Raw genomic sequence first — 25,279 nt, 5'->3', positions numbered from 1 at the left:
AACAGTAACGAAAAGTTACCTGTTGTTTGCCGGGTACCGGTGAAGTGTAATGCAGCAGGAAAGAATCCGGTAAAGGAAAAAAGCTCCGCCGGAAAAAAAGGTGGTATTTCCGGTGGAGCTCTGTGAAAAAAGTGATCAGAATTTTACTGATGATAATAAGAGAGGAAGTCGGTGATCTTTTCAACCGCATCCTTTAAAACTTCAATTCGCGGCAGGTAAACAACGCGGAAGTGATCCGGCTGTCCCCAGTTGAAGCCGCCGCCGTGGACGATCAGAAGTTTTTTGTCGCGCAGCAGATCGAGAGCAAATTTTTCGTCGTTTGTGATATTGAACTTTTTCGTGTCAATTTTCGGGAACATGTAGAACGCAGCTTTTGGTTTGACTGCGGTGATACCCGGAATATCGCAGAATGCCTTGTAAACGTATTCGCGCTGCTCGTAAATCCGTCCGCCCGGAATGATGTAGTCGTTGACACTCTGGTGGCCGCCAAGAGCGGTCTGGACAACGGACTGTGCCGGAACATTGGAGCAGAGACGCATGTTGGAGAGCATTTTGAGCCCTTCAATATAGTCCTTTGCGATAGCTTTATTTCCACTTAAGATCATCCAGCCGATACGGAAGCCTGCGATCATGTGCGATTTGGAAAGACCACTGAAGGTGACACAGAACAGATCCGGTGCGAGGGATGCAATAGAAACATGCTCGAGACCGTCCATGACGAGCCGGTCATAAATTTCATCGGAAAAGATGATCAGCTGATGTTCTCTGGCAAGCTCGACAATCTGCTGCAGTACCTCTTTCGGATAGAGTGCACCGGTCGGGTTATTCGGATTGATGATAACAATCGCTTTTGTGCGGTCGGTGATCTTCTTTCGCATATCATCGATGTCCGGATACCATTCGGACTGTTCGTCGCAGATGTAGTGGACGGCTTTTCCGCCGGCCAGCGTTGCGCAGGCAGTCCAGAGAGGGTAATCCGGGGATGGGATGAGGATTTCATCCCCGTCATCCAGAAGAGCGGACATACAGAGGTTGATCAGCTCACTGACGCCGTTTCCTGTATAAATATCATCAATAGAAACATTTGGCAGTTTCTTTAACTGTGCGTATTGCATGATTGCTTTTCTTGCGGAGAAAAGTCCCTGGGAAGGAGAGTAGCCCTCACAGTCGGTAAGCTGATGACTCATGTCGTAGATGACCTCATCCGGGGTACGGAAACCAAAAGGAGCCGGATTTCCAATGTTCAGCTTCAGAACCTGCGTGCCGCACGCTTCCATGCGGTTGGCTTCTTCTACGACAGGTCCGCGGACATCATATAAGACATTGTCGAGTTTTGATGATTTTTTAAATTCTCGCATAGGGGAACCTCCTGTTTTTTTCTGGGAAAGAGAAGCAGCAGATGGATCAGAACAAGATTCTGTCGAATCAGAAACCGTATCTGCCGTATAGTTTACTGTGGAATCTTTTGCAAGCAGCCAGTCGGGATCGACCTGGAGCACATCGGCCAGAAAGTGAAGAATGTCGGAGCGCGGAACCGTTTTTCCGCTGACATACTGGCTGACATGGCTTTTTCCAAGCTTCACACCGCGCCGCTGGGCCGCTCGGATCAAATCGACCTGCTTGAACTGTTTCGCCTGCATGGCCAGTTTCAGACGGTCGGAAAAGGTTTCATTTGTCATAGAAAATCTCCTTAAGATAGAATACAAAATAAAAAAAAGTTCAAAACTGTGCTTATTGTAGCATGGACAAGAAAAAAGTTCAATAGAAAAACTGAAAATTGTAAAAATGTTGAAAAGTTCAAAATTAAAGCGAAACAAGTTCAATTATAATATTGTCTATTCTGTACAGGTAAAGCGTTAAACCTTGCGCATTTTGCAAATTGACAAACGATGAGATTTCGGTAGAATAAAAAAATAGGATGTTATGCGTTTCTGTTGGGATCCGCCAACAGAAACGAGAGTACATTGGGAGAAAAAGGGAGGAAAATGTATGGGGGAAGGTCATAAAAAATTGAATATTTCCGACTGTATGGGACTTGCGATCGGACAGATCATCGGTTCAGGCATCATGGTATTGACAGGAATCGTCATCGGTCTGACAGGACACGGCATTGCCGCAGCGTTTATTTTAGGTGCCGTGCTTGCCATTATCACCTGTGTACCGTTCATCATCCTGACGTCCGCAATCCCGTCATCAGGCGCCGGCTTTACTTACATCCGACGATTGATGGGTGAAAAAGCCGGCTTTATGTACATTGCGATGTTTGTCTTAAGCCAGGTTCTGATCGCAACGTACGCGAAAGGCTTTGCAAGCTATTTCTGCTCGATTTTTCCGCAGTTTGGCGAGTCGGCTGTCGCAATGGCAGCACTTGTAATCTGTACCGCTGTCAATCTCATCGGACTGAAATCGAGCGCACTGGTGCAAAAGGGCATGGTTGTGCTGCTGCTTTTAAGCCTGTTCTTATTTATTGTATTCGGGTTGCCCAAAGTAAGCTGGGATGCCCTGACACCGACGGTATCCAACCTGATGCCGAACGGTCCGAAGAACTTTTTCACAGGCGTGGCACTTTTGAGTTTTGCGTGCGGAGGCGCAAAATTCGTTGCGGAGAACGGAGACGATATTGTGGAGCCGTCCCGCACGATTCCAAAGGTTATCGTGCTTTCCACGAGTATCGTTGCTGTATTCTATGTGCTGATCGGTATCGTGGCAGGCGGCGTGCTTCCGGTCGAAACGGTTGCATTTCAGAATCTGACGCTTGTCGCACAGGAGATTTTTCCAACCTGGATGTACCTGTTTTTCGTGTTCGGTGGTGCCGTATTTGCGCTGCTTACCACCCTGAACGGAACCTTGAGCTGGGTGACAAGAGGACTGCAGGCTGCCGCAAAACAGGGCTGGCTGCCGGAAAAAACCGCGGAGGAGAATAAAAACGGTGTTCCGGTGATCCTTCTGATGGTCTTTTTCCTGATGGGCGCTATTCCGATTCTTACGGGAATGGATCTGACATTGATTTCAAACATGGGTGTCGGAACCGATATGGTGACGGAATTTATGGTACTCCTGGCCTGCTGGCGTCTGCCGGATATCTTCCCGGAAGAGTATCAGAAATCTGCGTTTTGTATGAAAAAGCGGACACTTCACATTCTGCTGTTTTTCATCGGCATTCTGATGATCGGAACCTCGTATGTCAATCTGTCGGATCTTACGGTTCCCGCGGCGATCGCATGCGGCATCTATATTCTGGTGATGTTTGTTTACACGCAGGTCCGATACCCGTATGTGAAGGCAAAACAGGAAAAGAAAGAAGACAAATAAAGAAGAGAAATGGAGAAGAAACATGAGGGCAACAACAAAAGAGCAGGGCTTTTACAGCCAGATTTTTAAGCTGGTTCTGCCGATTGTGATTCAGAATCTTTTAAGCGCGGCAGTCAACTCTGCCGATGTCGTGATGCTGAACTACGTGGGACAGTCCGCTATTTCCGCGGTATCCCTGGCATCCAACTATGCAAATGTATTATTTATGGTTTATTACGGACTGGGAACAGGAGCAACACTTCTGTGTGCCCAGTACTTTGGAAAAGGCAATATGCGAGCAATTCAGACTGTCGAGGGAATCGCACTTCGATTCTCCGTCATCATCTCCGTCGTTGTGGCAGGAATTGCTTTTACCATGCCACAGATGATGATGCGTCTGTTTACAGATAATGCGGAACTGATCCGGATCGGTGCTTCGTATCTGCGCGTCATGGGTGTGACCTACCTGTGCTGGGGCATTACGGAGATCTATCTTGCGGTGCTTCGAAGCCTCGGCCGTGTGACGATCAGCATGGCGATGAATATGATGGCATTCGCACTGAACGTATTTTTCAACGCATGCTTCATTTTTGGTCTCTTCGGATTTCCGAAGCTTGGAGCAACCGGCGTTGCAATCGCAACGGCGATGTCGCGTGTCATTGAACTGATCGGCTGCGTGATTGTATCAATTATGAGTAAGGATATCAAGCTCGATCTGCGGTACATGTTCATCCGCAACAAGCTGCTGTTTTCCGATTTTGTGAAGCTGTCACTTCCGGCGCTTGGAAATGATCTTTCCTGGGGCGTTGCATTTTCGATGTATTCTGTGATCCTGGGCCATCTGGGAAGCGATGCGGTAGCGGCAAACTCGCTCGTTGTCGTTGTAAGAAATATCGGAACCGTGCTGTGCTTTGGTGTGGCAAGTGCAGGCGGTATTCTGCTTGGAAATGTTATGGGAGAAGGAAATCTGGAAAAGGCGAAGGAATATGCATCGAAACTGCTGAAGCTGACGGTTGTTACCGGAGCTGTGGGCGGACTGGTTGTACTGGGTATCACGCCGTTTGTACTGAAGTTTGCTTCTTTAAATGAGACCGCGATGCATTATCTGAAATATATGCTGCTGATTAACACCTATTATATTATGGGGACTGCCGTCAACACAACGCTGATTGCCGGAGTATTCCGTGCCGGAGGTGACACAAAGTTCGGACTGGTCTGCGATACGATTGATATGTGGTGCTACGCGGTGCCGCTTGGATTTATTGCAGCGTTTGTCTTCAAGCTTCCTGTCCTTGTGGTTTATTTCCTGCTGTGTACAGACGAGTTTGTAAAATGGCCGTGGGTTCTGAAACGGTATAAGAGCGGACTGTGGGCAAAAAACATTACGCGGGATCACCTGTTTGAGGATGAAGAAAAAGAATAGATGATATAGAAAAAAGACATCTGCAGGGATGAAAAATCACTTCGCCAGATGTCTTTTTCAAACACGCTCTAACTGTGCTGCAAGAGTCAAAGAAACAACAGCGGAAAGTCAGAATGGTTATAGCATAACGGATCGGAAACTGGTATGATCAGACCGTAAAAGGATAGTGCAAAAGTTTTAAAGAACGGTATATCCTTTGCTCTTTAAGCTTGCTTCTGTCTCGTACACATCCGGTACATGGAACACCATGATCGGGCAGCCGGACTCACGGTTGAAGGAGAGATAGATATAGTCGATGCTGATATTTGTCTCAAGCAGTGTTTTCAGAAGGGAATTTAAGTTGCCCGGCTGATCGACGACTTCAACACCGAGTACATCCGTCTGGCGTGTCATGTAACCGGCAGCCTGAAGCGCCTGCTCTGCTTTATCCGGATCGGAAACGACCATGCGGACAATGCCGTACTCTGCGCTGTCGTTGTTGACAGAACCTAAAATATTGACGTCGTTTTCAAACAGAATCTGTGTGATCTGCTGCATCGTGCCTTTTTTATTTTCTGCGAAAATAGAAAGTTGTTTTAACATAATGGGGGCCTCCTAAAATTGATCTCTGATTCCATTATACTGCCAAAATCAAACGCGTCAACGAATTTTGTAAAAGAAGACGAAAAAAAGGTAAAAAAGCGTATCGTTTACAGAAAATCAATAGAATAAAAGCATCAATATAAAGAAATAAAAAAAGAAATCAATGAGCGAAAAAAAGACAGAAAAGTCGGATAATAAGAGAAAATGCACAAAATACAAATAAAATATGAGAAAACGGGTGAAAAAACTTTTGCATAATGACGAAAAATGCGCTACAATATAAGCGCTATATGTGAATTTATTATTGGGAGGTATTAGAATTATGGCAACATTTTATGCATCAAAAACAGGAGAAGTATCTGCTAGAGAAAAAGAACATTCCGCGCTGGTACGTGAACTGGCCGGTGAGTGCATGACACTTCTTGAAAACGACGGAACCCTGCCGCTTGCCGGTGCAGGAAAAGTCGCAGTTTATGGTAACGGCGTCCGCCACACGGTAAAAGGGGGTACCGGTTCCGGAGACGTTAACACAAGAACGGTTGTTACGATCGAACAGGGCTTAAAAGAGGCCGGCTTTGAAATTCTGACTGGTAAATGGCTCGATGAATATGACAAAGTGCTTGCAGATGCGCAGGCTGCATATCAGGCAGAGCTGGCAAAAAAAGCAGAGGAGCTTCACGTTCCGATTTTTGCTGTTATGTTCTCGGAAGTATTTGCACAGCCTGATGTGCCGGTAATTACCGAAAAAGAGGACACCGATACCGCTATCTATGTTCTGTCAAGAAACTCCGGTGAAGGTGCAGACCGCTATAACAGAGCATGCGATTATCTGCTCGGCGAAAACGAGCTCGCTGACATTGCCTATCTGGCAGAGCATTATGAGAAAACAGTTTTAATTTTGAATATTGCGAACCTTGTAGACACCACAGAGTTAAAGAAAATCAAAGGACTGAATGCAATTCTTCTTGCAGGACAGGCCGGAAATGCAACCGGAAACATCGTTGCAGACGTTGTTCTCGGAAAGAGCATCCCATCCGGAAAGCTGACTGATACATGGGCTGCTTCCTATGAAGACTATCCGTCCTCAAAAAATTTCAGCCACAACAACGGTGACACCAACGATGAGTATTACAGCGACGGCATTTATGTCGGCTACCGTTATTTTGACACCTTCAACGTAACCCCGAACTACTGCTTCGGCTATGGCAAAGGTTATACTGATTTTGAGACGGAAGTAAGGGACGTGGAGGCAGATGCCAAGAACGTTACCGTTACCGCATCCGTAAAGAATATTGGTGATACATTCGCCGGAAAAGAAGTCGTACAGGTTTACTATTCCGCACCGGATGGCACGATTGAGAAACCGTATCAGGAGCTTGGCGGCTTCGGAAAATCCGATCTGCTCTCGCCGGGTGAGTCCCAGACGATTACCATTTCCTTCCCGACAAAATCTATGGCTTCCTACGATGAGAAAAAAGCAGCATGGGTACTCGAGGCAGGAACGTATTACATCCGTGTCGGCAACAGCTCCAGAACAACGAAAGTAGCAGCAGCCCTGAATCTCAAAGAGACCGTTGTTACGGTTCAGGGAAAGAATCTTTTCCCGGCAGATGACGCTCCACAGGAACTCTCCAAAGCAGGCGTAACACCATACAGCTATGAAGGTGAGGCAGAAGAAAAAGCAGCTGCAAAACAGATTGAGATTTGTAGTAAATGCATCAAGACAGAGACCGTTATCTACAGTGGAACACCGGAAGCATTCCCGGTTTATGAGGGAGAAAAGCTGACTGCGGCAGATGTAAAGAGCGGAAAAGCGACGTTAAAAGATCTCGTATCGCAGCTGACCGTAGAAGAGATGGCTGCCGTTTGCAATGGTACGGCAGACGGCCTCGGACAGGAAGGCTTTATCGGATCTTCTTCCGATATGGCGCCTGGAGCAGCGGGAGATACAACTTCCATTCTTCTGGAGGACAGAGGTATTTACAATACGATTCTTGCAGACGGTCCGGCCGGTCTTCGTCTGATTCCGCACTTTGTCGTTGATGCAGACGGAAAGATGGTATCCTCCGGAAATCCTCTGGAAGATGCGTTTAACAAAAATGAAATCGAAGTTCCGGAAGGCGGCACGGAGTATTTCCAGTACTGCACCGCAATCCCGGTAGCAGCGCTTCTTGCGCAATCGTGGAACATGGATCTGATCCGGAAATGTGGTGATATCGTCGGAAAAGAGATGGAAGAATTCCACATTTCTGTATGGCTGGCACCTGGCATGAACATTCACAGAAATCCGCTTTGCGGAAGAAATTTCGAGTACTACTCGGAAGATCCGCTGGTGGCAGGTATGTGCGCCGCAGCCGATACCAGAGGAATCCAGTCCCATGCCGGAATCGGAACCAGTATCAAGCACTTTGCAGCCAACAACCAGGAAGACAACCGTATGTACGTCAATGAGCACATCAGCGAGCGCGCAATGCGTGAAATCTATCTGAAGGGCTTTGAAATCGCAGTCAAGACAGCACAGCCGATGACGATCATGTCTTCCTACAACCTGGTAAACGGTGTACATACTGCCAACAGCCACGACCTTCTGACCGCAGCAGCAAGAGATGAGTGGGGCTTCGCAGGTTATGTCATGACCGACTGGGGAACCTCAGAGGACATGAGCGGATTGTTCGCTTACAAATATAACCTGAAATACGGACATTCCACTTCAAGAGAGTGTGTTCTTGCAGGAAACGATCTGCAGATGCCTGGCCAGCAAGGAAACCGTCAGGAAATTGTAGCATCTGTTGCAGACGGAACTCTGCCGCTTGGACAGCTTCAGACCTGTGCGTACCGTATTCTGAATGTTGTTCTGCAGTCCCTCGCCTATGATGACTGCAAACCATATGGTGATCAGTTCGATCTCGAAGAGGCAGTTACCGTTACAAAAGCATAAAAAATCAAAAAAACATAGAAGCAGCCCCGCAGACCTTTACCATAAGGCTTTGCGGGGCTGCTTTTTGTACGGTCAAAGGAGCAAGGCTGTGACTGCAAGAGATAAGCGATTTCCGCAATCTGCAAGCCCAGCTTGGTGGCATAAAATGTAAAAAGCTCACGAAAGAACTGTAAAACTGGAGAAAAATACAGAATAAAATCGGTAAAAAAATAAAAAATAGTGAAAAATGCACAAAAAGATTGTCCATAGAGCAAATAGTGTGTTATAATGAATGCATCTATTAAAACAGGGGGATAGATTATGGCAAAAGAAATGATAGCAATGCTTCTTGCCGGAGGTCAGGGATCTCGCCTTTATGCGCTGACCGAGAAGCTTGCAAAACCGGCAGTTCCATTTGGCGGAAAATATAGAATCATCGATTTCCCACTTTCTAACTGCGTAAATTCCGGAATTGATACCGTAGGTATTCTGACACAGTATCAGCCAATGGTGTTAAATGAGTACATAGGAAACGGCCAGCCGTGGGATCTGGACCGCCTCCATGGAGGTGTTCACGTGCTGCCTCCTTATCAGAAAGCCTCAGGTTCTGACTGGTATAAAGGAACTGCAAATGCCATCTACCAGAACATTCCATTCATCGAGAGCTACGATCCGGAGTACGTCATCATCCTTTCCGGAGACCAGATCTGCAAACAGGACTACAGCGATTTCCTCCGCTTCCATAAGGAAAAGGGCGCAGAATTCAGCGTTGCGGTTATGGAAGTGCCGTGGGAGGAGGCATCCCGTTTCGGACTTATGGTAGCAGATGAAAATGACAAAATCACCGAGTTCCAGGAAAAACCAAAACAGCCGAAATCCAATCTGGCATCCATGGGTATCTACATTTTCAACTGGGATATCCTGAAAAAATATCTGATTGAGGACGAGGCAGACCCGAATTCTTCGAACGATTTCGGAAACAACATCATCCCGAATCTTTTAAAAGACGGACGCAATATGTACGCTTATCATTTCAGCGGATACTGGAAAGATGTAGGAACCATCTCCTCTTTGTGGGAGGCAAATATGGAAATCCTCGATCCGGAACACAGCGGAATCAACCTGTTTGACAATAACTGGAAGATTTACAGCCGAAACAGCGGAAAAACAGGCCATAAGATCACCGAAACCGCTGTTGTGGAAAACTGTATGATCACCGATGGCTGCCGTATTGCAGGTCATGTCAAACATTCGATTCTGTTCTCCGGTGTAAAGGTTGCAGAGGGCGCAGAAGTAGAAGATGCCGTTATCATGGGAGGAACCGTGATCGAATCCGGAGCAGTCGTGAAACACTGTATCGTTGCGGAAAACGTTGTGATTGGCCAGAATGCCGTGGTAGGAGAAATGCCGCATGACGGTGAAAAAGGTGTTGCCACCATCGGATCCGGAATCCATATCGGTGAGCGTGCCAAAGTAGGACCAAATGCAATGGTAAATGCAAATGTAAAGGATGGTGAAGAAGAATGGTAAACGCAAATGCAGATGCACTGGGCATCATTTTCCCAAACAGTTATGATGAGCAGGTACCGGATCTGGTAAACGAGCGTCTGATGGCCTCCATTCCTTTTGCCAGCCGTTACCGCATGGTGGACTTTATTTTATCCAGCATGGTAAACTGCGGAATCGGAAATGTATCCATTATCGTCCGCAAAAATTACCATTCGCTGATGGATCATCTCGGCTCCGGACGTGAGTGGGATCTCGCCAGAAAAAAAGGCGGCTTAAACATTGTTCCGCCTTATTCCGAGAAGAAAATTCAGGTGTATTCCGGAAGAGTGGAAGCACTGGCAAATGTTCTCGATTTCCTGAAATGGCAGAAAGAAAAATATGTTGTTATGGCGGACACCAACATTGCCTGCAATTTTGATTTCAAAGAGATGCTGAATCAGCATATCGAAAGCGGCGCAGATGTTACTGCAGCTTATACCAAGCAGCCGATTCCGGAAGGCGTCAGAAGCTCTTACGAGAAAACCAATTATCTGCACTACACCTTCTCCATGGCAGGACAGAAGATCAGCAAGATCTTTGTAAACTCGGAGGAAAACGGAGTACAGAATGTATCGATGAATATCTACGTGATGGAGCGTCAGCTTCTGATCGACGAAATCAAAAAAGGCTTTGTCCTTGGAAATAAATTCTTTGAGCGTGATGTCCTGGCACCCCAAACTGAGAAGCTGAACATTCAGGGATATGAGTTTACCGGCTATCAGGCAAGAATTGATGATATGAAGAGCTATTTCGATGAGAACATGAAGCTTTTAAAAGATGAAAATCTGGATAGCCTCTTCTTGGGAAACCCGATCTATACTAAAGTCCGCGATGACAATCCGACCCGTTATATCAACGGATCAAAAGCGAAAAACGTGATGGTAGCAGACGGCTGTGTGATCGAAGGCGAAATCGAAAACAGCATTTTGTTCCGTGGTGTCAAGGTAGCCAAGGGAGCAAAAGTAAAGAACTGCATCCTGATGCAGGATACCGTGATTGAAGCAGGCGCTGAGATTGAGTACGTTGTTTCTGATAAATACGTTACGGTATCTGAGGGAAAACAGCTCAAAGGAACCGATTCCTTCCCGGTATTTATTGCGAAGGATCAGGTGGTATAAAGAAAAGAATAGAATGAAATAGAAATACCGACTGCCAATGTAGAATATATCAATATTGATGGGCAGTCGGTATTTTTTGGAAAAATTCAGAGAAAAATAGTAGATTGAGTAATGCATCTGTGATATGGTAATAAAACAAAACAGTGACAGCCTAAGGAAGGGAAGATTCTTACCATAAAAATTCCCGGTTGTACAGCTTATGGTTACAGTACAGTCTGTTTTTAGGCTTTCAGCGTTGGCAGCTGATACTGTTTTTTCAGTTCTTTGTACTCTGACTCAAACTCTTCTTCTTTCTTCAGCGCATGCAGATATTCGTGTGTATCAAACGATCCGCTGTGGATCTGGCTGACGCAGACGGCAATGTTGGAGCAGTGGTCGGAAATCCGTTCGAAGTCGGTCATCACATCGGAAAGGATAAAACCAAGCTCGATCGTGCATTTTCCACTCTGGAGCCGTTCGATGTGGTGATTCTTCAGTCTGGAATTCAGGCTGTCAATCACCTGCTCGAGCGGTTCCACTTCATTTGCTTTTTTCACATCTTCATTATTGAAAACGGAGAAGGTCAGGCTGACAATATCTTTGACTGCTTTTCCATAAACAGCAAGCTCTGCGGCTCCGTCAGCGGAGAACTGCAGGTTCTTGTCATGCATTTCTCTTGCAGCTTTCATGATGTTGACGGTGTGATCGGAAATTCGTTCGAAATCGCCGATGCAGTGCAGGATCATGGAAAGTGTCTGGCTGTCCTTCGGGGAAAGCTTTTCACTGGAAAGCTTCACCAGATATGTGCCGAGGGCATCTTCAAAATGATCCACCTTTTTCTCAAGAATATCTACATTTTCCGCATCCGCCTCGTTGTAGGAGGCCATCAGGTCAACAGAAGTAACAAGACCGGTTTCGGTCAGTTCTGCCATTTTTGCGGCTGCAACTTTACACTGCTGCAGAGCAAAAGCCGGGCTGTCGAGGAAACGGGTATCGAGCATCTGAACAGCTTCGTCTGCTTTTTCTTCCGGTCCGTCCGGAATGGTCAGTTTCGCAAGTTTGACCAGTCCGTCTGCAAACGGGAACAGGATCAGTGTTGCGAAAATATTGAAGCCGGAGTGAACGATTGCGATGCCGGCTGCATTTGCCGAGGTTTCCAGGAATGGAAAATGTACAAAGGCATTGATTCCATAGAAGAGAACCAGGAAAAGAACAGTACCGATGATATTAAAATAAAGGTGAACCATTGCGGTACGGCGTGCATTGCGGCTTGTACCGATGGAGGAGAGCAATGCGGTGATACATGTACCGATATTCTGTCCCATGATGATCGGGATCGCTACGGCGTAGCTGACGGAACCGGTTGCGCAGAGTGCCTGAAGAATACCGACAGAAGCAGAGGAACTCTGGATCGCGGCGGTCAGAATGGTTCCGGCAAGAACACCGAGCACCGGAATTGAGAATTTTACGAGAAGTCCCGTGAATTCCGGTACATCTGCGAGCGGTGATACAGCGCTGCTCATGGTGTGCATACCAAACATCAGAATGGAAAAACCGGTTAACAGAGTACCGACATTTTTCTTTTTATCGCTCTTTGCCAGCATCAGCATAAAAACGCCGATGATTGCAAGAATGGGGGAAAAGGACGACGGGTTCAGCATTTTAATGAATACATTGTCGCCCTGAATGCCGGTAAGACTTAAGATCCAGGAAGTGATGGTGGTACCGATGTTGGCGCCCATGATGATGCCGACTGCCTGGTTCAGCTTCATGATGCCGGAGTTTACGAATCCGACAACCATAACAGTAGTTGCAGAAGAGGACTGGATAACTGCGGTAACACCGGCACCTAAAAGAACTGCCATAATCCGCTTTGAGGTCAGCTTTTCCAGCAGGTATTCCAGTTTACCGCCGGAAAGTTTGGTCAGGCCATCGCCCATGGCACTCATGCCGTATAAGAACATGGCAAGGCCACCGACAAAGGATAACACTCCAAAAATGTCCATAATTTCTCCCTTTACGTAATTTTCTTTTTCTTTTCGTGGTTTTAACAATAGATACACGTTTTGCAGGTCTTACTCGAGAAAAAACCTACATTTAGAAGATAACACATCTAAAAACAGTTTTGTGTTAAATGTATGTAAAGTTTGTAAAACGGTCAAAACAACTCAAAATCCGGTGCGGCACTGTTTTGTGCCGGTACCGGATCGTTTCTCGATTCCTTTGCATCTAAAAGAAGCTGCTACTAGAGCGTGTCTGCAGATGCGGGTAGTTTGGCTGAATATGATTTTCATAAGAAATCTTTTAACTTTTCCATGTTGTATTCTTCAAATTTTCGCAGCTTATCCATCAGATCCCGGATTTTGGGATCCGCGTCCTCATACTGGCGGTACTTCTGGATTGCCTCGACGATGCCCATGCTGCTTCCGGTAATCAGCATGCTGGCAATGTGTGAGACGGACGGATCCGTCATAGTCTGCAGGTTTATCATAAAATACGTGCGTGCTTTTTCCATTATGCCAAGGCCTTTTTCATCGTAGCCGTGTTCATTCAGCAGCTCCTTTGCCGCTTGATGAAATTCCTCATAGCCCTGAAACTGGGTTTTCAGATGTTCTTTTAAGTCTTTGTCCTCAACGACTCCAATGAGCTGCCGGATCGTGTCGACACCCATCTGGGAGTTCTGGTAAATAAAGTTTAAAAGCTCTGCATCTCCACTCATCGTGCATCTTCCTTTCTTACTTTCTTTGGTGGTTTCATGAAAAAGTATTGCCGGAAATCGGGGCAAATATACCTGATTTGAATTGTAATTTTACCTGGAATCCATATTTCGGCAGCGACAGGAAAGGAGGCTGGCATTTGCTGACCACAAAAGATATGGTGCATTACGGGCCGGAGTCGGCGATTGGGATTCTGGGAGAAACGGGATCTGTCATCTGGGCAGATGGTCTCTTTTGAGAGAGTTATTCATTTGGGAACTTTTGCTTGCAGTTTTGCCGGAGTGTGGTAAAGTAGTAGAGGAGTTATATGAATTTCAGCGGGAGACAGAAAATCGGATCTGTCGTTCCGCGTTCAGAAAGAGGATAGAACATTATGCTGAAAAAAATTGGAAGAAATGATCCCTGCTGGTGCGGCAGCGGGAAGAAGTACAAAGACTGCCATCTGGCGCTGGATGAGAAAATCAATTCTTATAAATTAAAGGGATGGAAAATTCCGCCGAAGAAAATTATCAAAAGACCTGATCAGATCGATGGAATTCGTGAAAGCGGTCTTGTCAATATTGCAGTTCTGGATTATGTGGCCGAAAACATTCATGCAGGCATGAGTACGGAAGACATCGACCGTCTGGTCGCAGAAAAGACAAAAGAACTCGGCGGAATTGCAGCACCGCTGAATTATGAAGGATTTCCGAAGAGTGTGTGTACTTCCATCAACGATGCGGTATGCCATGGAATTCCGAATGAGGAGGAAATTCTGCAGGACGGAGACATCATCAACGTCGATGTTTCTACTATTTATAAGGGATATTTTTCCGACTCTTCCCGTATGTTTTGCATCGGTGAGGTAGACGATGTTTCAAAGAAGCTGGTGGAAGATACGTTAAAAGCCGTACAGCTTGGACTCTCCGAAGTACGTCCGTTTAACCGGCTTGGCAATGTCGGCGCGGTGATCAATGAATTTGCCCAGAGTCAGGGCTATAAAGTTGTCCGTGACATCGGTGGCCATGGCGTCGGTCTGGAGTTCCACGAGGATCCGTTCGTCAGCTATGTCACAAGACGAGATACCGGAATGCTGCTCGTACCGGGCATGGTATTCACCATTGAGCCTATGATCAATCTCGGAACCGATGAAATCTTCATCGACTCCGACAACGACTGGACTGTCTACACTGAGGACGGCGCACCGTCAGCCCAGTGGGAGGTTACGGTTGCGGTAACAGAAGATGGATATGAAATTCTGGCATATTAATTGACGCATAGAAATATGAAAGCTGTGTCTGTGGAAGAACTATTTTCCGGAGACACGGCTTTTTTCTAAAGAGAAAAGGGAGAAATACGATGCAGGATTTGGAATAGGAGATGAGCCGGTGCCGGGTCTGTCCGCGGAAGTGCGGAGCGGACCGGGAGCATGGAAAGACGGGATATTGTAAGGCGCCCTCCGGGGTTGCGGCGGCGCGGGCGGCGCTGCATTTCTGGGAGGAGCCGTGTATTTCCGGGACGACGGGGTCAGGGACGGTTTTCTTTTCCGGGTGTAATCTGCGGTGTGTTTACTGTCAGAACCATCATATTGCGGAGATGGAGAGCGGAAAAGTGATTTCGATCGGGCGGCTTTCGGATATTTTTCTGGAGCTGCAGGCACAGAATGCGAATAACATCAATCTCGTGACGCCGAGCCACTACGTGCTGCAGATCCGGGAAGCACTTCTTCTGGCGAAAGAGAAGGGACTTACCGTACCGATTGTCTATAACTGCGGTGGGTATGAGAGCGTGGAAGCCCTGCAGGCCCTTGATGGGCTGATCGATATTTACCTGACGGATTTTAAATATATGGTTCCCTCGCTTGCAAAAGCGTACTCGCGGGCAGAAGATTACCCGGAAACAGCAAAACGGGCGCTGGCGGAAATGGTGCGTCAGACGGGCAGGGCTGTATTCGATGAGAATGGTCTGATGAAAAAAGGTGTGATTGTGCGCCATTTATTGCTGCCCGGTGCTGTAAAAAATGCAAAAGCTGTGGTAAAATACGTCTATGAGACGTACGGCGATACCGTCTGGCTGAGCCTCATGAGCCAGTACACGCCGCTTCCGCAGGTGGAAAACATAAGTCCGCTGAACCGGAAAACGACAAAGCGGGAGTATGAGCGTCTGCTGGACTATACGTTTTCCCTCGGCGTCACCAACGCCTTTTTACAGGAAGGCCCGGTGGCTGAGGAGAGTTTCATTCCGGAGTTTGATGGAAGAGGAATCTGACGTTATAGTTCACTCGTGCAAAAAGGAGCTACGCAGCAGCAAAAAGCGCTGGAAGCGCGGTTTTGTGAATGCAAGCAAAACACATTTGTCTATGATTAGATATGACTAACTATATTGTTTTAAGGAGGAAAAACTTTTGAGCAACGCAGTTGTAACACTGAAAAAAGGAGAGGGCCGCGCCTTAAAGCAGGGCGGAGCCTGGATTTTTGATAATGAGATCGCTTCGATTTTAGGAGCATATGAAAACGGAGATATCGTACTGGTGCGTGACTTCGACGGATACCCGATGGGACGAGGTTTCATCAACGAGCATTCCAAAATCCGCATCCGTATGATGACAAGAAATATCGACCAGGAAATCGATGAAGCATTTTTGAGAAAAAGAGTGCAGGATGCCTGGGAATACCGCAAAAAAGTGACAGACACATCAAGCTGCCGCCTGATCTTTGGCGAGGCGGACTTCCTGCCGGGACTCGTAGTGGATAAATTCTCCGATGTGCTGGTCGTTCAGTCGCTGGCACTTGGTATCGACAAAATGAAAATGACGATCATCCGCCTGTTGGAGGAGGTTCTGGCAGCTGACGGGGTTAAGATCCGCGGCGTGTTTGAGCGAAGCGATGCAAAAGTGCGTGAGCAGGAGGGCATGGAGCGTGTGAAAGGATTTCTCTCCGAGCCGTTTGACACCAGCGTGGAAATCATCGAGAATGGTGTCCACTATCTCGTCGATGTCAAGGACGGCCAGAAAACTGGTTTCTTCCTGGATCAGAAATACAACCGTCTGGCTGTGCAGAAGCTCTGCAAGGACGCGAGAGTGCTCGACTGCTTTACCCATACCGGGTCGTTTGCACTGAATGCGGCATATGCAGGAGCAAAGGAAGTTATCGGCGTTGATGCATCAGAGCTCGGTGTAGAGCAGGCACGGAAAAACGCAGCCTTAAATGGTCTGGAAAACGTAGCATCTTTCGTGTGCGAGGATGTCTTTGAACTGTTGCCGCGTCTTGAAAAAGAGGGAGAAAAATTCGACGTCGTTATCCTTGACCCGCCGGCCTTCACAAAATCAAGAAACTCTATCAAAAACGCAATCAAGGGATATCGTGAAATCAATCTGCGCGGCATGAAACTGGTCAAAGACGGCGGCTATCTGTGCACCTGTTCGTGTTCCCACTTTATGGACTACGAACTCTTCACGAAAACCATCAACCAGGCGGCTCACAACGTCCACAAACGCCTTCGTCAGGTAGAATACCGCACTCAGGCCCCGGATCACCCAATTCTGTGGGCGGCGGATGAGTCCTATTACCTGAAGTTTTATAGCTTCCAGGTTGTGGATGAAAAATAGAAATTCTTCCTCTGCCGGAAGCGCCGAAACGGAAAAGCAAAGTGTAAGAAATGGGAGGAATTGCCATATGATAGAACCAACACCCCATGCACAAAAGAAAAAGCACTCCCGCCAGATGGCCACAAGCTGTGAGTCGTGCGGTAATTTTGTGTATGATGAGGATTATGAGTGCTACACCTGCGAGGTGGATCTCGATGAGGATGAGATGGCACGTTTTCTGCAGGATAAATTTTACAACTGTCCGTACTACCAGCTCGGCGACGAGTATCGGATTGTGCGGAAACAGATGTAGGCAGGCAATGCGTCCGGTATACAAAGCTGCGGCGTTTGCGATAAAATACATATATAAAAGAACAGGAGGATTTTTACCATGAACAACGAAGTATTAAATGCAATCAAAACAAGAAGAAGCATCCGCAAATACAAAGCGGAGCAGATTACCGATGAGCAGCTCGATGCAATTCTGGAGGCCGGAACGTATGCGGCAACCGGCATGGGAAAACAGTCGCCGGTGATTGTTGTGGTACAGAAACCGGAGCTGATTGCAAAGCTTTCGAGAATGAATGCGGCTGTTATGGGTACAACATCCGATCCGTTCTACGGCGCACCGACCGTTCTGATCGTGCTTGCTGACCCGGAGCGCGGAACTTATGTGGAGGACGGCTCTCTTGTCATGGGAAATCTGATGCTGGCAGCACATGCCGTTGGTGTGGATTCCTGCTGGATCCATCGTGCAAAAGAAGAGTTCGCGAGCCCGGAGGGAAAAGCCCTCTTAAAAGAGTGGGGACTTTCCGAAAATTATGTTGGAATCGGCCACTGCATCCTCGGCTATCGCGACTGTGAGTACCCAGAGGCAAAAGAAAGAAAATCAGATTATATTGTAAGAGTATAATCATCTGCGAAAACGGCTCCGGGAGCGGCTGTGCGTTGAAAACACCCGCCCGGAGTCCATATTTTTAACCGAATCAAGCAAGTAGCGAAGCGGATTGCGAATATCCGCTTTGCTAGAGACAACAGAGGAACAGCCATGTATCGAATTATGATTGTAGAAGATGATGAAGTCATCGCCCGCGCCGTGCAGCAGAGCCTGGTTTCCTGGGGCATGGATGCGTTCTGCGTACAGGATTTTTCCGGCGTTCTCGCCGAATTTGCCGTGAAAAATCCGCAATTAGTGCTGATGGACATTCATCTTCCCTTTTTTAACGGATTTCACTGGTGCCAGGAGATTCGAAAAGTCTCTAAAGTGCCGGTAATTTTTCTTTCTTCTGCATCGGACAACATGAACATCATTATGGCCGTTAATATGGGTGGCGATGACTTTATCGCGAAGCCGTTTGATTTAAGTGTCCTGACCGCCAAAGTCCAGGCGATGCTCCGCCGTACCTACGAATTTGCCGGAGAAACGAATTTCCTCGAGCACCGTGGTGCCATGCTCGATACGGGAAGTGGTGTGCTGAATTACCGGGGAAAGCGGATTGAGCTGACAAAAAATGAGTGGCGCATTCTGCAGTCCCTTCTCGAAAATAAAGGAAAAGCCGTCAGCCGCGATATGCTGATGATGCATCTGTGGGAGTCGGACAGCTTTATAGATGACAACACGCTGACCGTCAACGTCACGCGCCTGCGGAAAAAACTGGAGGAGGCAGGACTTACAGACTTTATCCAGACGAAAAAGGGTGTTGGCTACCTGATCGCATGACGGAAGCAGAACAGGAGAAAAAGGATGGAACAACAGAAGGAGGGAATCCGGCAGGAGTTTATGCTTCTTAACTGGTATTTGAAAGAGCATCTTGCATCGGCCGTGCGGATTGCCGCTTTTATAGGAGTATTTTCACTCCTCTGTTTTCTGCGCAATGTGCCGCAGGATGTCACCGTTTATATGATCGTGCTGATGGCTGCTGTCGGAGCCGCAGGTTTTTGCTTTCATTATGGGAAGTACCGGAAACATCATCTGGTCTTAGCACTCCTTGCCGCCGAACCGCAGGGCAAAACAGAAGCGCTTCCGGAGGCGGACGGGCTTCTGGCGCGGGATTACCAGCAGATCATCGCATCCTACGAGCGGCAGTTTCAGGAAGAACAGATTAAGATGGAGCAGAAATACCGCGATATGATGGAGTATTACACGATGTGGACCCATCAGATCAAAACGCCGATTGCGGCAATGCGGCTGCTTCTGCAGGAGGAGGATACGCCGCTTTCGCGTGAAATGCAGAGCGAACTTTTCCAGACGGAGCAGTATGTGCAGATGGCGCTGCAGTACCTGCGCATGGAAAAAATGACATCGGATCTTGTCTTTGCAAGGTGCGATTTGGATGCGCTGATCCGCCAGGCTGTGCGGAAATATGCTCCGCTTTTTATCCGCCGGAAAATTATCCTTTCCTACGAGCCGGTGCACTGCGAGGTGCTGACAGATGAAAAATGGCTCGTTTTTGTGCTGGAGCAGATTCTGTCAAATGCGCTGAAATACACGAAAAGTGGCAGCATTCACATCTATCTGTTACCGGATGCACCAAAAACGCTGGTGATTGAGGACACCGGCATCGGCATTGCGCCGGAGGATCTGCCGCGGATTTTCGAAAAAGGCTACACGGGCTGCAACGGCCGCGCAGACAAGCGGTCAACGGGCATCGGACTGTATCTGTGCCGCCAGATCATGGAGAAACTTTCGCATACCATCCGCATCGAGTCGGAGATGGGAGCGGGAACAAAGGTGTATCTTGGGCTGGATACCGTATCCCTGTAGTACATAGAGAGCTTCGCCGGGAATCTTACAGAAATGTAAGGTTGCCGGTCTTTTTGTAAGATGATCCTAAGGCAGAAGAGAGCGCGGACGGGTATAATAAGCCTTGTCAATTAAAAAAACAGTTCAGACAGAAAGGAAAATGTGACATGGCAATTCTGGAAGTAGAACATCTGAAAAAAACATATACCACGCGCCTTGGCAGCAACCGGGTGGAAGCGTTGAAAGACGTTAATTTTACAGTGGAACGGGGCGAATTTGTTGCAATCATGGGCGAATCGGGAAGCGGAAAAACGACGCTTCTGAACCTGCTCGCGGCACTCGACAAGCCAACCGGCGGACAGGTGCGGTTAAATGGAAAAAATCTCGGCGAATTAAAAGAGAAGGAGATTGCCGGATTCCGCCGCGAAAACTTAGGTTTCGTGTTCCAGGACTTCAACCTGCTCGATACCTTTTCCCTGCGTGACAACATTTATCTGCCGCTCGTGCTGGAAGGAAAAAAATACGAGGAGATGAGTCTTCGGGCAGAGCCGATTGCGAAAAAACTCGGCATCACCCAGATCCTCAATAAATACCCATATGAGGTGTCCGGCGGACAGAAGCAGCGTGCAGCCGTTGCGCGTGCGCTGATTACCAATCCGGAGCTGGTTCTTGCGGATGAGCCTTCCGGCGCGCTCGATTCCCATGCAGCGGATGGCCTCATGAAACTGTTCGGGGAGATCAACGAGGAGGGCCAGACGATTGTTATGGTAACGCACAGTGTGAAGGCGGCCTGCTCGGCGAAGCGTGTGCTGTTCATCAAGGATGGCGAGGTCTTCCACCAGCTGTATCGCGGTTCTTTAGGGCGCGATGAAATGTATCAGAAGATCTCCGATACGCTGACAATTCTTGCGACGGGTGGTGAACGGGATGAATAATCTGCTGTATGCCAGACTGGCAAAAACAAATTTGAGCAAAAACCGTCAGAATATTCTTCCGTATCTGCTGTCATGCATCGGCACGGTGGTGATGTTTTTTATCATGGATACACTGGCGCAGGGAAGTGGCTTTGAACCCATGATCGGAAAAGATACGATCCTGACAGTGATGGGGATGGGAACCTATATCATTGGCCTGTTCGCGGTGATTTTTCTGATCTACAGCAACAGTTTTCTGGCAAAAAGAAGAAAAAAAGAGTTCGGTCTGTTCCAGATTCTCGGCATGGAGAAAAAGCATCTGGCGAAGATCCTCTTTTTTGAGAGTCTGTATCTGTGGGCGGCATCGCTTGGAATCGGTATTCTGCTCGGTGTGTTGCTGTACCGCCTGCTGTTTCTGGTGCTGATGAAGCTGACCGGACTGAACGGAACAATTGGTTTTGCGTTCAGTGCAAAAGCCGTGGGAAGTACGATGCTGCTGTTCGGCCTGACTTTTGTGATCAATTTTCTCTTAAGCCTTCGCCAGATCCACGTCTCACAGCCGGTCGAACTGCTGCACGGCGGCGCGCAGGGTGAGCGGGAACCGAAAACGAAGCTTTTGACGGCGGTTCTTGGATTCATGCTTCTTGGTGTTGGCTATTATCTGGCTCTGACCAGCCAATCCTCGATGGACGCACTTGATAAGTTTTTTAATGCAATCGCCTTGGTTATGGTGGGAACGTACTGCCTGTTTTCTGCTGGAAGTATTGCATTTTTGAAAATTCTGAAGAAAAACAAGAATTACTATTACCAGACACGCCATTTTACAAGCATTTCGGGCATGCTGTACCGCATGAAGCAAAATGCGGTCGGTCTTGCGAATATCTGTATTCTGTCAACGGGTGTGCTTCTGGTTATCTCCATCAGCACATGTTTGTGGACGGGGATTGAGGAGGTTACCTATACGCGGTTTCCACATCAGATTTCGATCGAAGCAAATACTGGCGTGAGCGGCATTATGAAGACGGTGGAACCGGTCAGTCAGAAGATGATAGAGGAAGTGAAAACTGGGATTGATCAGCATCTGGAAGAAAAGCAGCTCAGAAAAAAGTATGAAAGTGATCAGAGATACTATGTTATGCTTGCTGTTGTAGATAGAAACAAAGTAGAAAAAACACAGTCAGATGATGCTGCGGCGAGCACACTGATAAAAATCATGGAAGAGTCGGAGTACAATCAGGTAACCGGCGAACAGGTAGAGCTGGAACCAGGGCAGGCTCTGGTTTTTCAGGAAAAACAGAAAAATTATGGATATGACACGATTGAACTGGGAAATCAGACGTATGAAGTAAAAAAATGGAATACCGATAAGAAATCGTACATTCTGGATGAGAAGACGCAGGTGTATGAGACAATGACGGTGGTGACGCGGAACAAGGAAGCAAAGGAAGCGTATGCAGCTGTGCAGGGAAAGGAGCCAGAAGGATACAGTTGGGAATATGCTCTGGATCTTATCGGGGATGCTGGCGAACAGATCACTGTTGGAGATGAGATTGAGACGATACTGACGGAGTCATCTTTTAACGGATGGGTGGAAGTGCGCGAAAAAGAGCGCAATACGGTTTACAGTCTGTATGGTTCACTTCTGTTTTTAGGTGTTTTCGTCGGTGCGCTGTTTTTGATGGGTGCCGTTATGATTATCTATTATAAGCAGGTTTCAGAAGGCTTCGATGACCGAAAACGGTTCCAGATTATGCAGAAGGTCGGCATGAGCCGCAAAGAAATCCGTCAGACGATTCAGTCACAGGTGGTAACGGTCTTTTTCATGCCGCTCGCGGTGGCCGTGGTGCATACAATGGTAGCGTTTCCATTGACCAGGCGTATCATGGCAATGCTGAATTTCCCGGACAGCAATCTGTTCCTGGCTGCAACAGCGATTACGATTGCGGCGTTTGCCGTGGTTTACCTGATCGTCTATGTGCTGACGGCGCGGGCGTATTACAAAATTGTGGAATAAGAAGATGTACTTTTTTTAATACATCGAAGCGCCTTTGAAAAAAACTTAACAAAAAAATAATAAGAAAAAGACATCCGGCGCAGACGGAAAATCTGCGGGGGATGTCTTTTTGGTTGTTCTATTTATAAATGCCGTTGATGGTAACTTTGAAAAGAGCTTCCTTTCCATTGAGTTCGTCTTTTCCATAGTCTTCCGGGAAAGTGACGGTTACATCTACGCTGTCGCCCGGGTGATGGCCGATGAGCTGTTCTTCAAAGTCATCGATGTAAGTGTGGGAGCCGATCACAAGATCAGCGCCGTTTCCTTTTGTGTTTCCACCTTCAAATTCCACGCCGTCAATGGAGCCGACATAGTCGATATTGACGGTATCACCGTCCTCAATGGTGAGGGAAGTGTCGGTCTGCAAAGAGGCAGAAGCCGAAGTGGAGGCTGATGAGGCGGATGCGGCCGATGAGGCTGTGGAGGTATCCTCCGAGGCACTTTTGACAGAGAGTCGTTTGGAATCGAGTACGCTGGCAATAATAAGGCCGACGATCACAACGACAATCAGAGCTGGTCCGGCCCAGCTCCAGATCTTTTTGTAATGCGCTACTTTCGCTTCGTGCTCCCGCTCTTTGGCACGCCGTTCCCTGGCAGCTTTTCTGTTTTCTTTGTTCATAAAAAGGATCTCCTTTGCGCTTTTACGACTGCAATCGTATTTTATAATATCAAGTATATCATAAAAATATGGTAAAAGTGTGAAAAAAATAACACGATCCAACATTGTCAATGCTCAAAAATGACGATATAATGAGTGCAAGTGAGTCAAATGAAAATTTATTTTCATTTGACGAACGACGAATGTCGCTTACGCGGCAGCGTAAGATTGAGTGCAAGTGAGTCAAACGAAAATTTATTTTCAGTTGGCGAACGACGAATGTCGCTTACGCGGCAGCGTAAGATTGAGTGCAAGTGAGAAAACGCGACGAGTAAGGGAGTGAATAAAATGGATGACTGGAGTAGTTTCAGAACGACGACATCCGAACAGCAGCGCCTCCGGGCTGCACTTTCCGGCTTTTGTGAATTGCAGGATCTTCCGGAAGAACAGCGAGCCGCATATACCGCATACCTGCGGAAACGCATCCGTCCCGCTGTCGAAATGCTGATTCGTGAGGATGATTTTTCAAAGCTGGAACGTATTCTGCAGACCGGATGGTTGTCCGATGCAGACCGAAAACGTTTTCTCAACCTTGCTGCCGACCAGCAGAAATGGCAGGCCTTCCGCATTCTCCTGAACCGGAGCTCACAGGATCCGATGCAGGAGAATACGGAAAGCAGAAAAACAGAAGCTGCGTTTCAAAAAGAAAAGCCCACAAAAGAAAAAGAAGCGCTGGCGCTCCGGCTTTTCGAAGAAGCCCGCAAAAACCTCTGCTGGCTGTACCCGGAACTTGGTGAAGCGATTCTTTTCTTTCAGCATCAGCCATCCGACAGGACAAAAGCCATCACATCCGACGGTCATACGATATATTTTAACTCCGATTTTGTACTCCGCATGTGTGCCGAAAATTCATCGTTCCTCAAGGAAGGCTATCAGCACCTGCTGCTGGAATGCATCCGCCGGTTTGGGAAAGAAACACCGGAGCCGGAAAAAAAAGAACAGCCCCCGGTTTCATGGCTGATGCCGGAAAAAGAAAAACAGTCTCCGGTTTCATGGCTGGTGCCGGGAAAAGAGCCGGAACTTATCGAGTCTTTTCAATCAGTCTGGAAACGTGCTTCCCGCAAGTTGGCGGAAAACTACGGCACCGGCGGCCTGCGGCGAGGCCAGAACCGTGGTGGAAAAAAAGAAACCCTGTCCGGGATCGAAAAAAGAGCGTACGATTACCGCCGCTTCCTGAAACGCTTTACCGTTACCCGCGAGGAAATGGAGCTGGATCTCGACAGCTTCGATCCAGTCGCTTACCATTATGGGCTTATGTATTACGGAAATTTCCCTTTCATCGAGCCGCCGGAGACGCGCGAGGGAAACCGTCTCGAAGAGCTGGTTATCGCGATCGACACATCCGGTTCGTGCAAAAAAGAAATTGTAGCAAAGTTCCTTGGTGAGACGCGCAGCATTCTTGAAGAAAAAGAAAACTTCTTTTCCAGCTGGAACGTCTGCCTGATCCAGTGCGACAGCTTCGTGCAGGATGTCACGATGATCCATTCACCGAAAGAATGGGAAGCTTACCGTGAAACAATTACCATCAAGGGCCGAGGCGGAACCGATTTCCGTCCTGTCTTTCAGAAAGTGGAAGAGTTGCGGAAACAGCATGTATTCCGAAACTTAAAAGCGTTGATCTATTTTACCGACGGAGACGGAATTTATCCCGAACAAAAGCCAGATTACGAGACGGCATTTGTCTTTGTCAGACAGACCGAAAAAATGAATCTTGTCCCAAAATGGGCAAAAAAACTGCTGACAGAAGAATGTACTCTTTGAACACAACTGA

General features: G+C 47.5%; 20 protein-coding genes. 15 read left to right on the top strand and 5 right to left on the bottom strand.

Annotation, left to right across the window (positions count from 1 at the left end; genetic code table 11):
• Positions 1 to 143: 143 nt before the first annotated feature.
• Positions 144 to 1,679: an aminotransferase class I/II-fold pyridoxal phosphate-dependent enzyme gene (locus tag PGS38_RS11040; protein ID WP_118600571.1), complete on the bottom strand. Its 1,536-nt coding sequence runs from the start codon at positions 1,677 to 1,679 to the stop codon at positions 144 to 146.
• Positions 1,680 to 1,989: 310 nt separating this feature from the next.
• On the opposite strand from PGS38_RS11040, the gene PGS38_RS11035 reads away from it, so the two are divergent.
• The gene (locus PGS38_RS11035) at positions 1,990 to 3,312 is read left to right on the top strand and encodes an APC family permease (protein ID WP_158581768.1); all 1,323 of its coding nucleotides are present in this window, start codon (positions 1,990 to 1,992) and stop codon (positions 3,310 to 3,312) included.
• 22 nt (positions 3,313 to 3,334) lie between these two features.
• Positions 3,335 to 4,714 carry an MATE family efflux transporter gene (locus PGS38_RS11030; protein WP_117814479.1) on the top strand — a complete coding sequence of 460 codons (1,380 nt, stop codon included), beginning with the start codon at positions 3,335 to 3,337 and terminating at the stop codon, positions 4,712 to 4,714.
• Between the two features lie 177 nt (positions 4,715 to 4,891).
• On the opposite strand, the gene PGS38_RS11025 is transcribed toward PGS38_RS11030, so the two are convergent.
• The gene (locus PGS38_RS11025) at positions 4,892 to 5,296 is read right to left on the bottom strand and encodes an amino acid-binding protein (protein ID WP_117801750.1); all 405 of its coding nucleotides are present in this window, start codon (positions 5,294 to 5,296) and stop codon (positions 4,892 to 4,894) included.
• 322 nt (positions 5,297 to 5,618) lie between these two features.
• On the opposite strand from PGS38_RS11025, the gene PGS38_RS11020 reads away from it, so the two are divergent.
• The 3 genes from PGS38_RS11020 (at position 5,619) to glgD (ending at position 10,879) form a co-directional block, all read left to right on the top strand.
• Complete coding sequence (locus PGS38_RS11020) at positions 5,619 to 8,234, top strand: glycoside hydrolase family 3 protein (RefSeq protein ID WP_118640208.1); 2,616 nt, start codon at positions 5,619 to 5,621, stop codon at positions 8,232 to 8,234.
• 300 nt (positions 8,235 to 8,534) lie between these two features.
• Positions 8,535 to 9,743 carry a glucose-1-phosphate adenylyltransferase gene (locus PGS38_RS11015; protein ID WP_117509275.1) on the top strand — a complete coding sequence of 403 codons (1,209 nt, stop codon included), beginning with the start codon at positions 8,535 to 8,537 and terminating at the stop codon, positions 9,741 to 9,743.
• A complete protein-coding gene (glgD, locus tag PGS38_RS11010; RefSeq protein WP_055227642.1) occupies positions 9,737 to 10,879 on the top strand; it encodes a glucose-1-phosphate adenylyltransferase subunit GlgD in 1,143 nt (380 codons plus the stop codon). Before PGS38_RS11015 ends, glgD begins: the two co-directional genes overlap by 7 nt.
• A 221-nt stretch (positions 10,880 to 11,100) precedes the next feature.
• On the opposite strand, the gene PGS38_RS11005 is transcribed toward glgD, so the two are convergent.
• Together PGS38_RS11005 and PGS38_RS11000 are read right to left on the bottom strand one after the other, a co-directional pair.
• The gene (locus PGS38_RS11005; protein ID WP_118640209.1) at positions 11,101 to 12,864 is read right to left on the bottom strand and encodes a Na/Pi cotransporter family protein; all 1,764 of its coding nucleotides are present in this window, start codon (positions 12,862 to 12,864) and stop codon (positions 11,101 to 11,103) included.
• Positions 12,865 to 13,148: 284 nt separating this feature from the next.
• Positions 13,149 to 13,577: a hypothetical protein gene (locus PGS38_RS11000; protein WP_022461386.1), complete on the bottom strand. Its 429-nt coding sequence runs from the start codon at positions 13,575 to 13,577 to the stop codon at positions 13,149 to 13,151.
• A gap of 371 nt (positions 13,578 to 13,948) precedes the next feature.
• Here PGS38_RS11000 and PGS38_RS10995 point away from each other — a divergent pair, with 371 nt between their 5' ends.
• The 9 genes from PGS38_RS10995 to PGS38_RS10955 all read left to right on the top strand — a co-directional run bounded on the left by PGS38_RS10995 (position 13,949) and on the right by PGS38_RS10955 (position 22,811).
• Entirely contained in the window at positions 13,949 to 14,824 is an 876-nt protein-coding gene (locus PGS38_RS10995) for a methionyl aminopeptidase (RefSeq protein ID WP_022461385.1), read from the top strand.
• 110 nt (positions 14,825 to 14,934) lie between these two features.
• Complete coding sequence (locus tag PGS38_RS10990) at positions 14,935 to 15,822, top strand: radical SAM protein (RefSeq protein ID WP_118600587.1); 888 nt, start codon at positions 14,935 to 14,937, stop codon at positions 15,820 to 15,822.
• A 136-nt stretch (positions 15,823 to 15,958) separates the two neighbouring features.
• Positions 15,959 to 17,161 carry a class I SAM-dependent rRNA methyltransferase gene (locus tag PGS38_RS10985; RefSeq protein WP_118640210.1) on the top strand — a complete coding sequence of 401 codons (1,203 nt, stop codon included), beginning with the start codon at positions 15,959 to 15,961 and terminating at the stop codon, positions 17,159 to 17,161.
• Between the two features lie 115 nt (positions 17,162 to 17,276).
• Positions 17,277 to 17,453: a DUF6472 family protein gene (locus PGS38_RS10980; protein ID WP_226906373.1), complete on the top strand. Its 177-nt coding sequence runs from the start codon at positions 17,277 to 17,279 to the stop codon at positions 17,451 to 17,453.
• A 78-nt stretch (positions 17,454 to 17,531) separates the two neighbouring features.
• Positions 17,532 to 18,053 carry a nitroreductase family protein gene (locus tag PGS38_RS10975; protein WP_117804356.1) on the top strand — a complete coding sequence of 174 codons (522 nt, stop codon included), beginning with the start codon at positions 17,532 to 17,534 and terminating at the stop codon, positions 18,051 to 18,053.
• A gap of 135 nt (positions 18,054 to 18,188) precedes the next feature.
• Positions 18,189 to 18,860 (top strand): response regulator transcription factor, encoded by a 672-nt coding sequence (locus tag PGS38_RS10970; RefSeq protein ID WP_022461380.1) that lies wholly within the window; start codon positions 18,189 to 18,191, stop codon positions 18,858 to 18,860.
• A gap of 24 nt (positions 18,861 to 18,884) precedes the next feature.
• Positions 18,885 to 19,904, top strand: a complete 1,020-nt coding sequence (locus PGS38_RS10965) for a sensor histidine kinase (protein ID WP_243104842.1) — start codon at positions 18,885 to 18,887, stop codon at positions 19,902 to 19,904.
• A gap of 146 nt (positions 19,905 to 20,050) precedes the next feature.
• A complete protein-coding gene (locus PGS38_RS10960; protein WP_055219485.1) occupies positions 20,051 to 20,818 on the top strand; it encodes an ABC transporter ATP-binding protein in 768 nt (255 codons plus the stop codon).
• Positions 20,811 to 22,811, top strand: a complete 2,001-nt coding sequence (locus PGS38_RS10955; protein ID WP_117801744.1) for an ABC transporter permease — start codon at positions 20,811 to 20,813, stop codon at positions 22,809 to 22,811. The genes PGS38_RS10960 and PGS38_RS10955 overlap by 8 nt, the downstream gene beginning before the upstream one ends.
• Positions 22,812 to 22,929: 118 nt before the next feature.
• Here PGS38_RS10955 and PGS38_RS10950 read toward each other — a convergent pair whose 3' ends face one another.
• Complete coding sequence (locus PGS38_RS10950) at positions 22,930 to 23,469, bottom strand: FKBP-type peptidyl-prolyl cis-trans isomerase (RefSeq protein ID WP_199607193.1); 540 nt, start codon at positions 23,467 to 23,469, stop codon at positions 22,930 to 22,932.
• 327 nt (positions 23,470 to 23,796) lie between these two features.
• Between PGS38_RS10950 and PGS38_RS10945 the strand changes: the two genes are divergently transcribed.
• The gene (locus tag PGS38_RS10945) at positions 23,797 to 25,269 is read left to right on the top strand and encodes a vWA domain-containing protein (protein ID WP_119188819.1); all 1,473 of its coding nucleotides are present in this window, start codon (positions 23,797 to 23,799) and stop codon (positions 25,267 to 25,269) included.
• Positions 25,270 to 25,279: the final 10 nt, after the last annotated feature.

This window comes from Fusicatenibacter saccharivorans (assembly GCF_027667425.1).
Lineage (GTDB): Bacteria > Bacillota > Clostridia > Lachnospirales > Lachnospiraceae > Fusicatenibacter > Fusicatenibacter saccharivorans.
The sequence above is the reverse complement of the archived record's forward strand: the minus strand, read 5'-3'. Positions and strand labels throughout refer to the sequence as shown.

What these genes read in the sequence shown, in the direction of transcription:
- PGS38_RS11040 (WP_118600571.1), bottom strand. Translation starts at nt 1,679, where the DNA reads ATGACAAATGAAACCTTTTCCGACCGTCTGAAACTGGCCATGCAGGCG.
- PGS38_RS11035 (WP_158581768.1), top strand. Translation starts at nt 1,990, where the DNA reads ATGGGGGAAGGTCATAAAAAATTGAATATTTCCGACTGTATGGGACTT.
- PGS38_RS11030 (WP_117814479.1), top strand. Translation starts at nt 3,335, where the DNA reads ATGAGGGCAACAACAAAAGAGCAGGGCTTTTACAGCCAGATTTTTAAG.
- PGS38_RS11025 (WP_117801750.1), bottom strand. Translation starts at nt 5,296, where the DNA reads ATGTTAAAACAACTTTCTATTTTCGCAGAAAATAAAAAAGGCACGATG.
- PGS38_RS11020 (WP_118640208.1), top strand. Translation starts at nt 5,619, where the DNA reads ATGGCAACATTTTATGCATCAAAAACAGGAGAAGTATCTGCTAGAGAA.
- PGS38_RS11015 (WP_117509275.1), top strand. Translation starts at nt 8,535, where the DNA reads ATGGCAAAAGAAATGATAGCAATGCTTCTTGCCGGAGGTCAGGGATCT.
- glgD (WP_055227642.1), top strand. Translation starts at nt 9,737, where the DNA reads ATGGTAAACGCAAATGCAGATGCACTGGGCATCATTTTCCCAAACAGT.
- PGS38_RS11005 (WP_118640209.1), bottom strand. Translation starts at nt 12,864, where the DNA reads ATGGACATTTTTGGAGTGTTATCCTTTGTCGGTGGCCTTGCCATGTTC.
- PGS38_RS11000 (WP_022461386.1), bottom strand. Translation starts at nt 13,577, where the DNA reads ATGAGTGGAGATGCAGAGCTTTTAAACTTTATTTACCAGAACTCCCAG.
- PGS38_RS10995 (WP_022461385.1), top strand. Translation starts at nt 13,949, where the DNA reads ATGCTGAAAAAAATTGGAAGAAATGATCCCTGCTGGTGCGGCAGCGGG.
- PGS38_RS10990 (WP_118600587.1), top strand. Translation starts at nt 14,935, where the DNA reads ATGAGCCGGTGCCGGGTCTGTCCGCGGAAGTGCGGAGCGGACCGGGAG.
- PGS38_RS10980 (WP_226906373.1), top strand. Translation starts at nt 17,277, where the DNA reads ATGGCCACAAGCTGTGAGTCGTGCGGTAATTTTGTGTATGATGAGGAT.
- PGS38_RS10975 (WP_117804356.1), top strand. Translation starts at nt 17,532, where the DNA reads ATGAACAACGAAGTATTAAATGCAATCAAAACAAGAAGAAGCATCCGC.
- PGS38_RS10970 (WP_022461380.1), top strand. Translation starts at nt 18,189, where the DNA reads ATGTATCGAATTATGATTGTAGAAGATGATGAAGTCATCGCCCGCGCC.
- PGS38_RS10965 (WP_243104842.1), top strand. Translation starts at nt 18,885, where the DNA reads ATGGAACAACAGAAGGAGGGAATCCGGCAGGAGTTTATGCTTCTTAAC.
- PGS38_RS10960 (WP_055219485.1), top strand. Translation starts at nt 20,051, where the DNA reads ATGGCAATTCTGGAAGTAGAACATCTGAAAAAAACATATACCACGCGC.
- PGS38_RS10955 (WP_117801744.1), top strand. Translation starts at nt 20,811, where the DNA reads ATGAATAATCTGCTGTATGCCAGACTGGCAAAAACAAATTTGAGCAAA.
- PGS38_RS10950 (WP_199607193.1), bottom strand. Translation starts at nt 23,469, where the DNA reads ATGAACAAAGAAAACAGAAAAGCTGCCAGGGAACGGCGTGCCAAAGAG.
- PGS38_RS10945 (WP_119188819.1), top strand. Translation starts at nt 23,797, where the DNA reads ATGGATGACTGGAGTAGTTTCAGAACGACGACATCCGAACAGCAGCGC.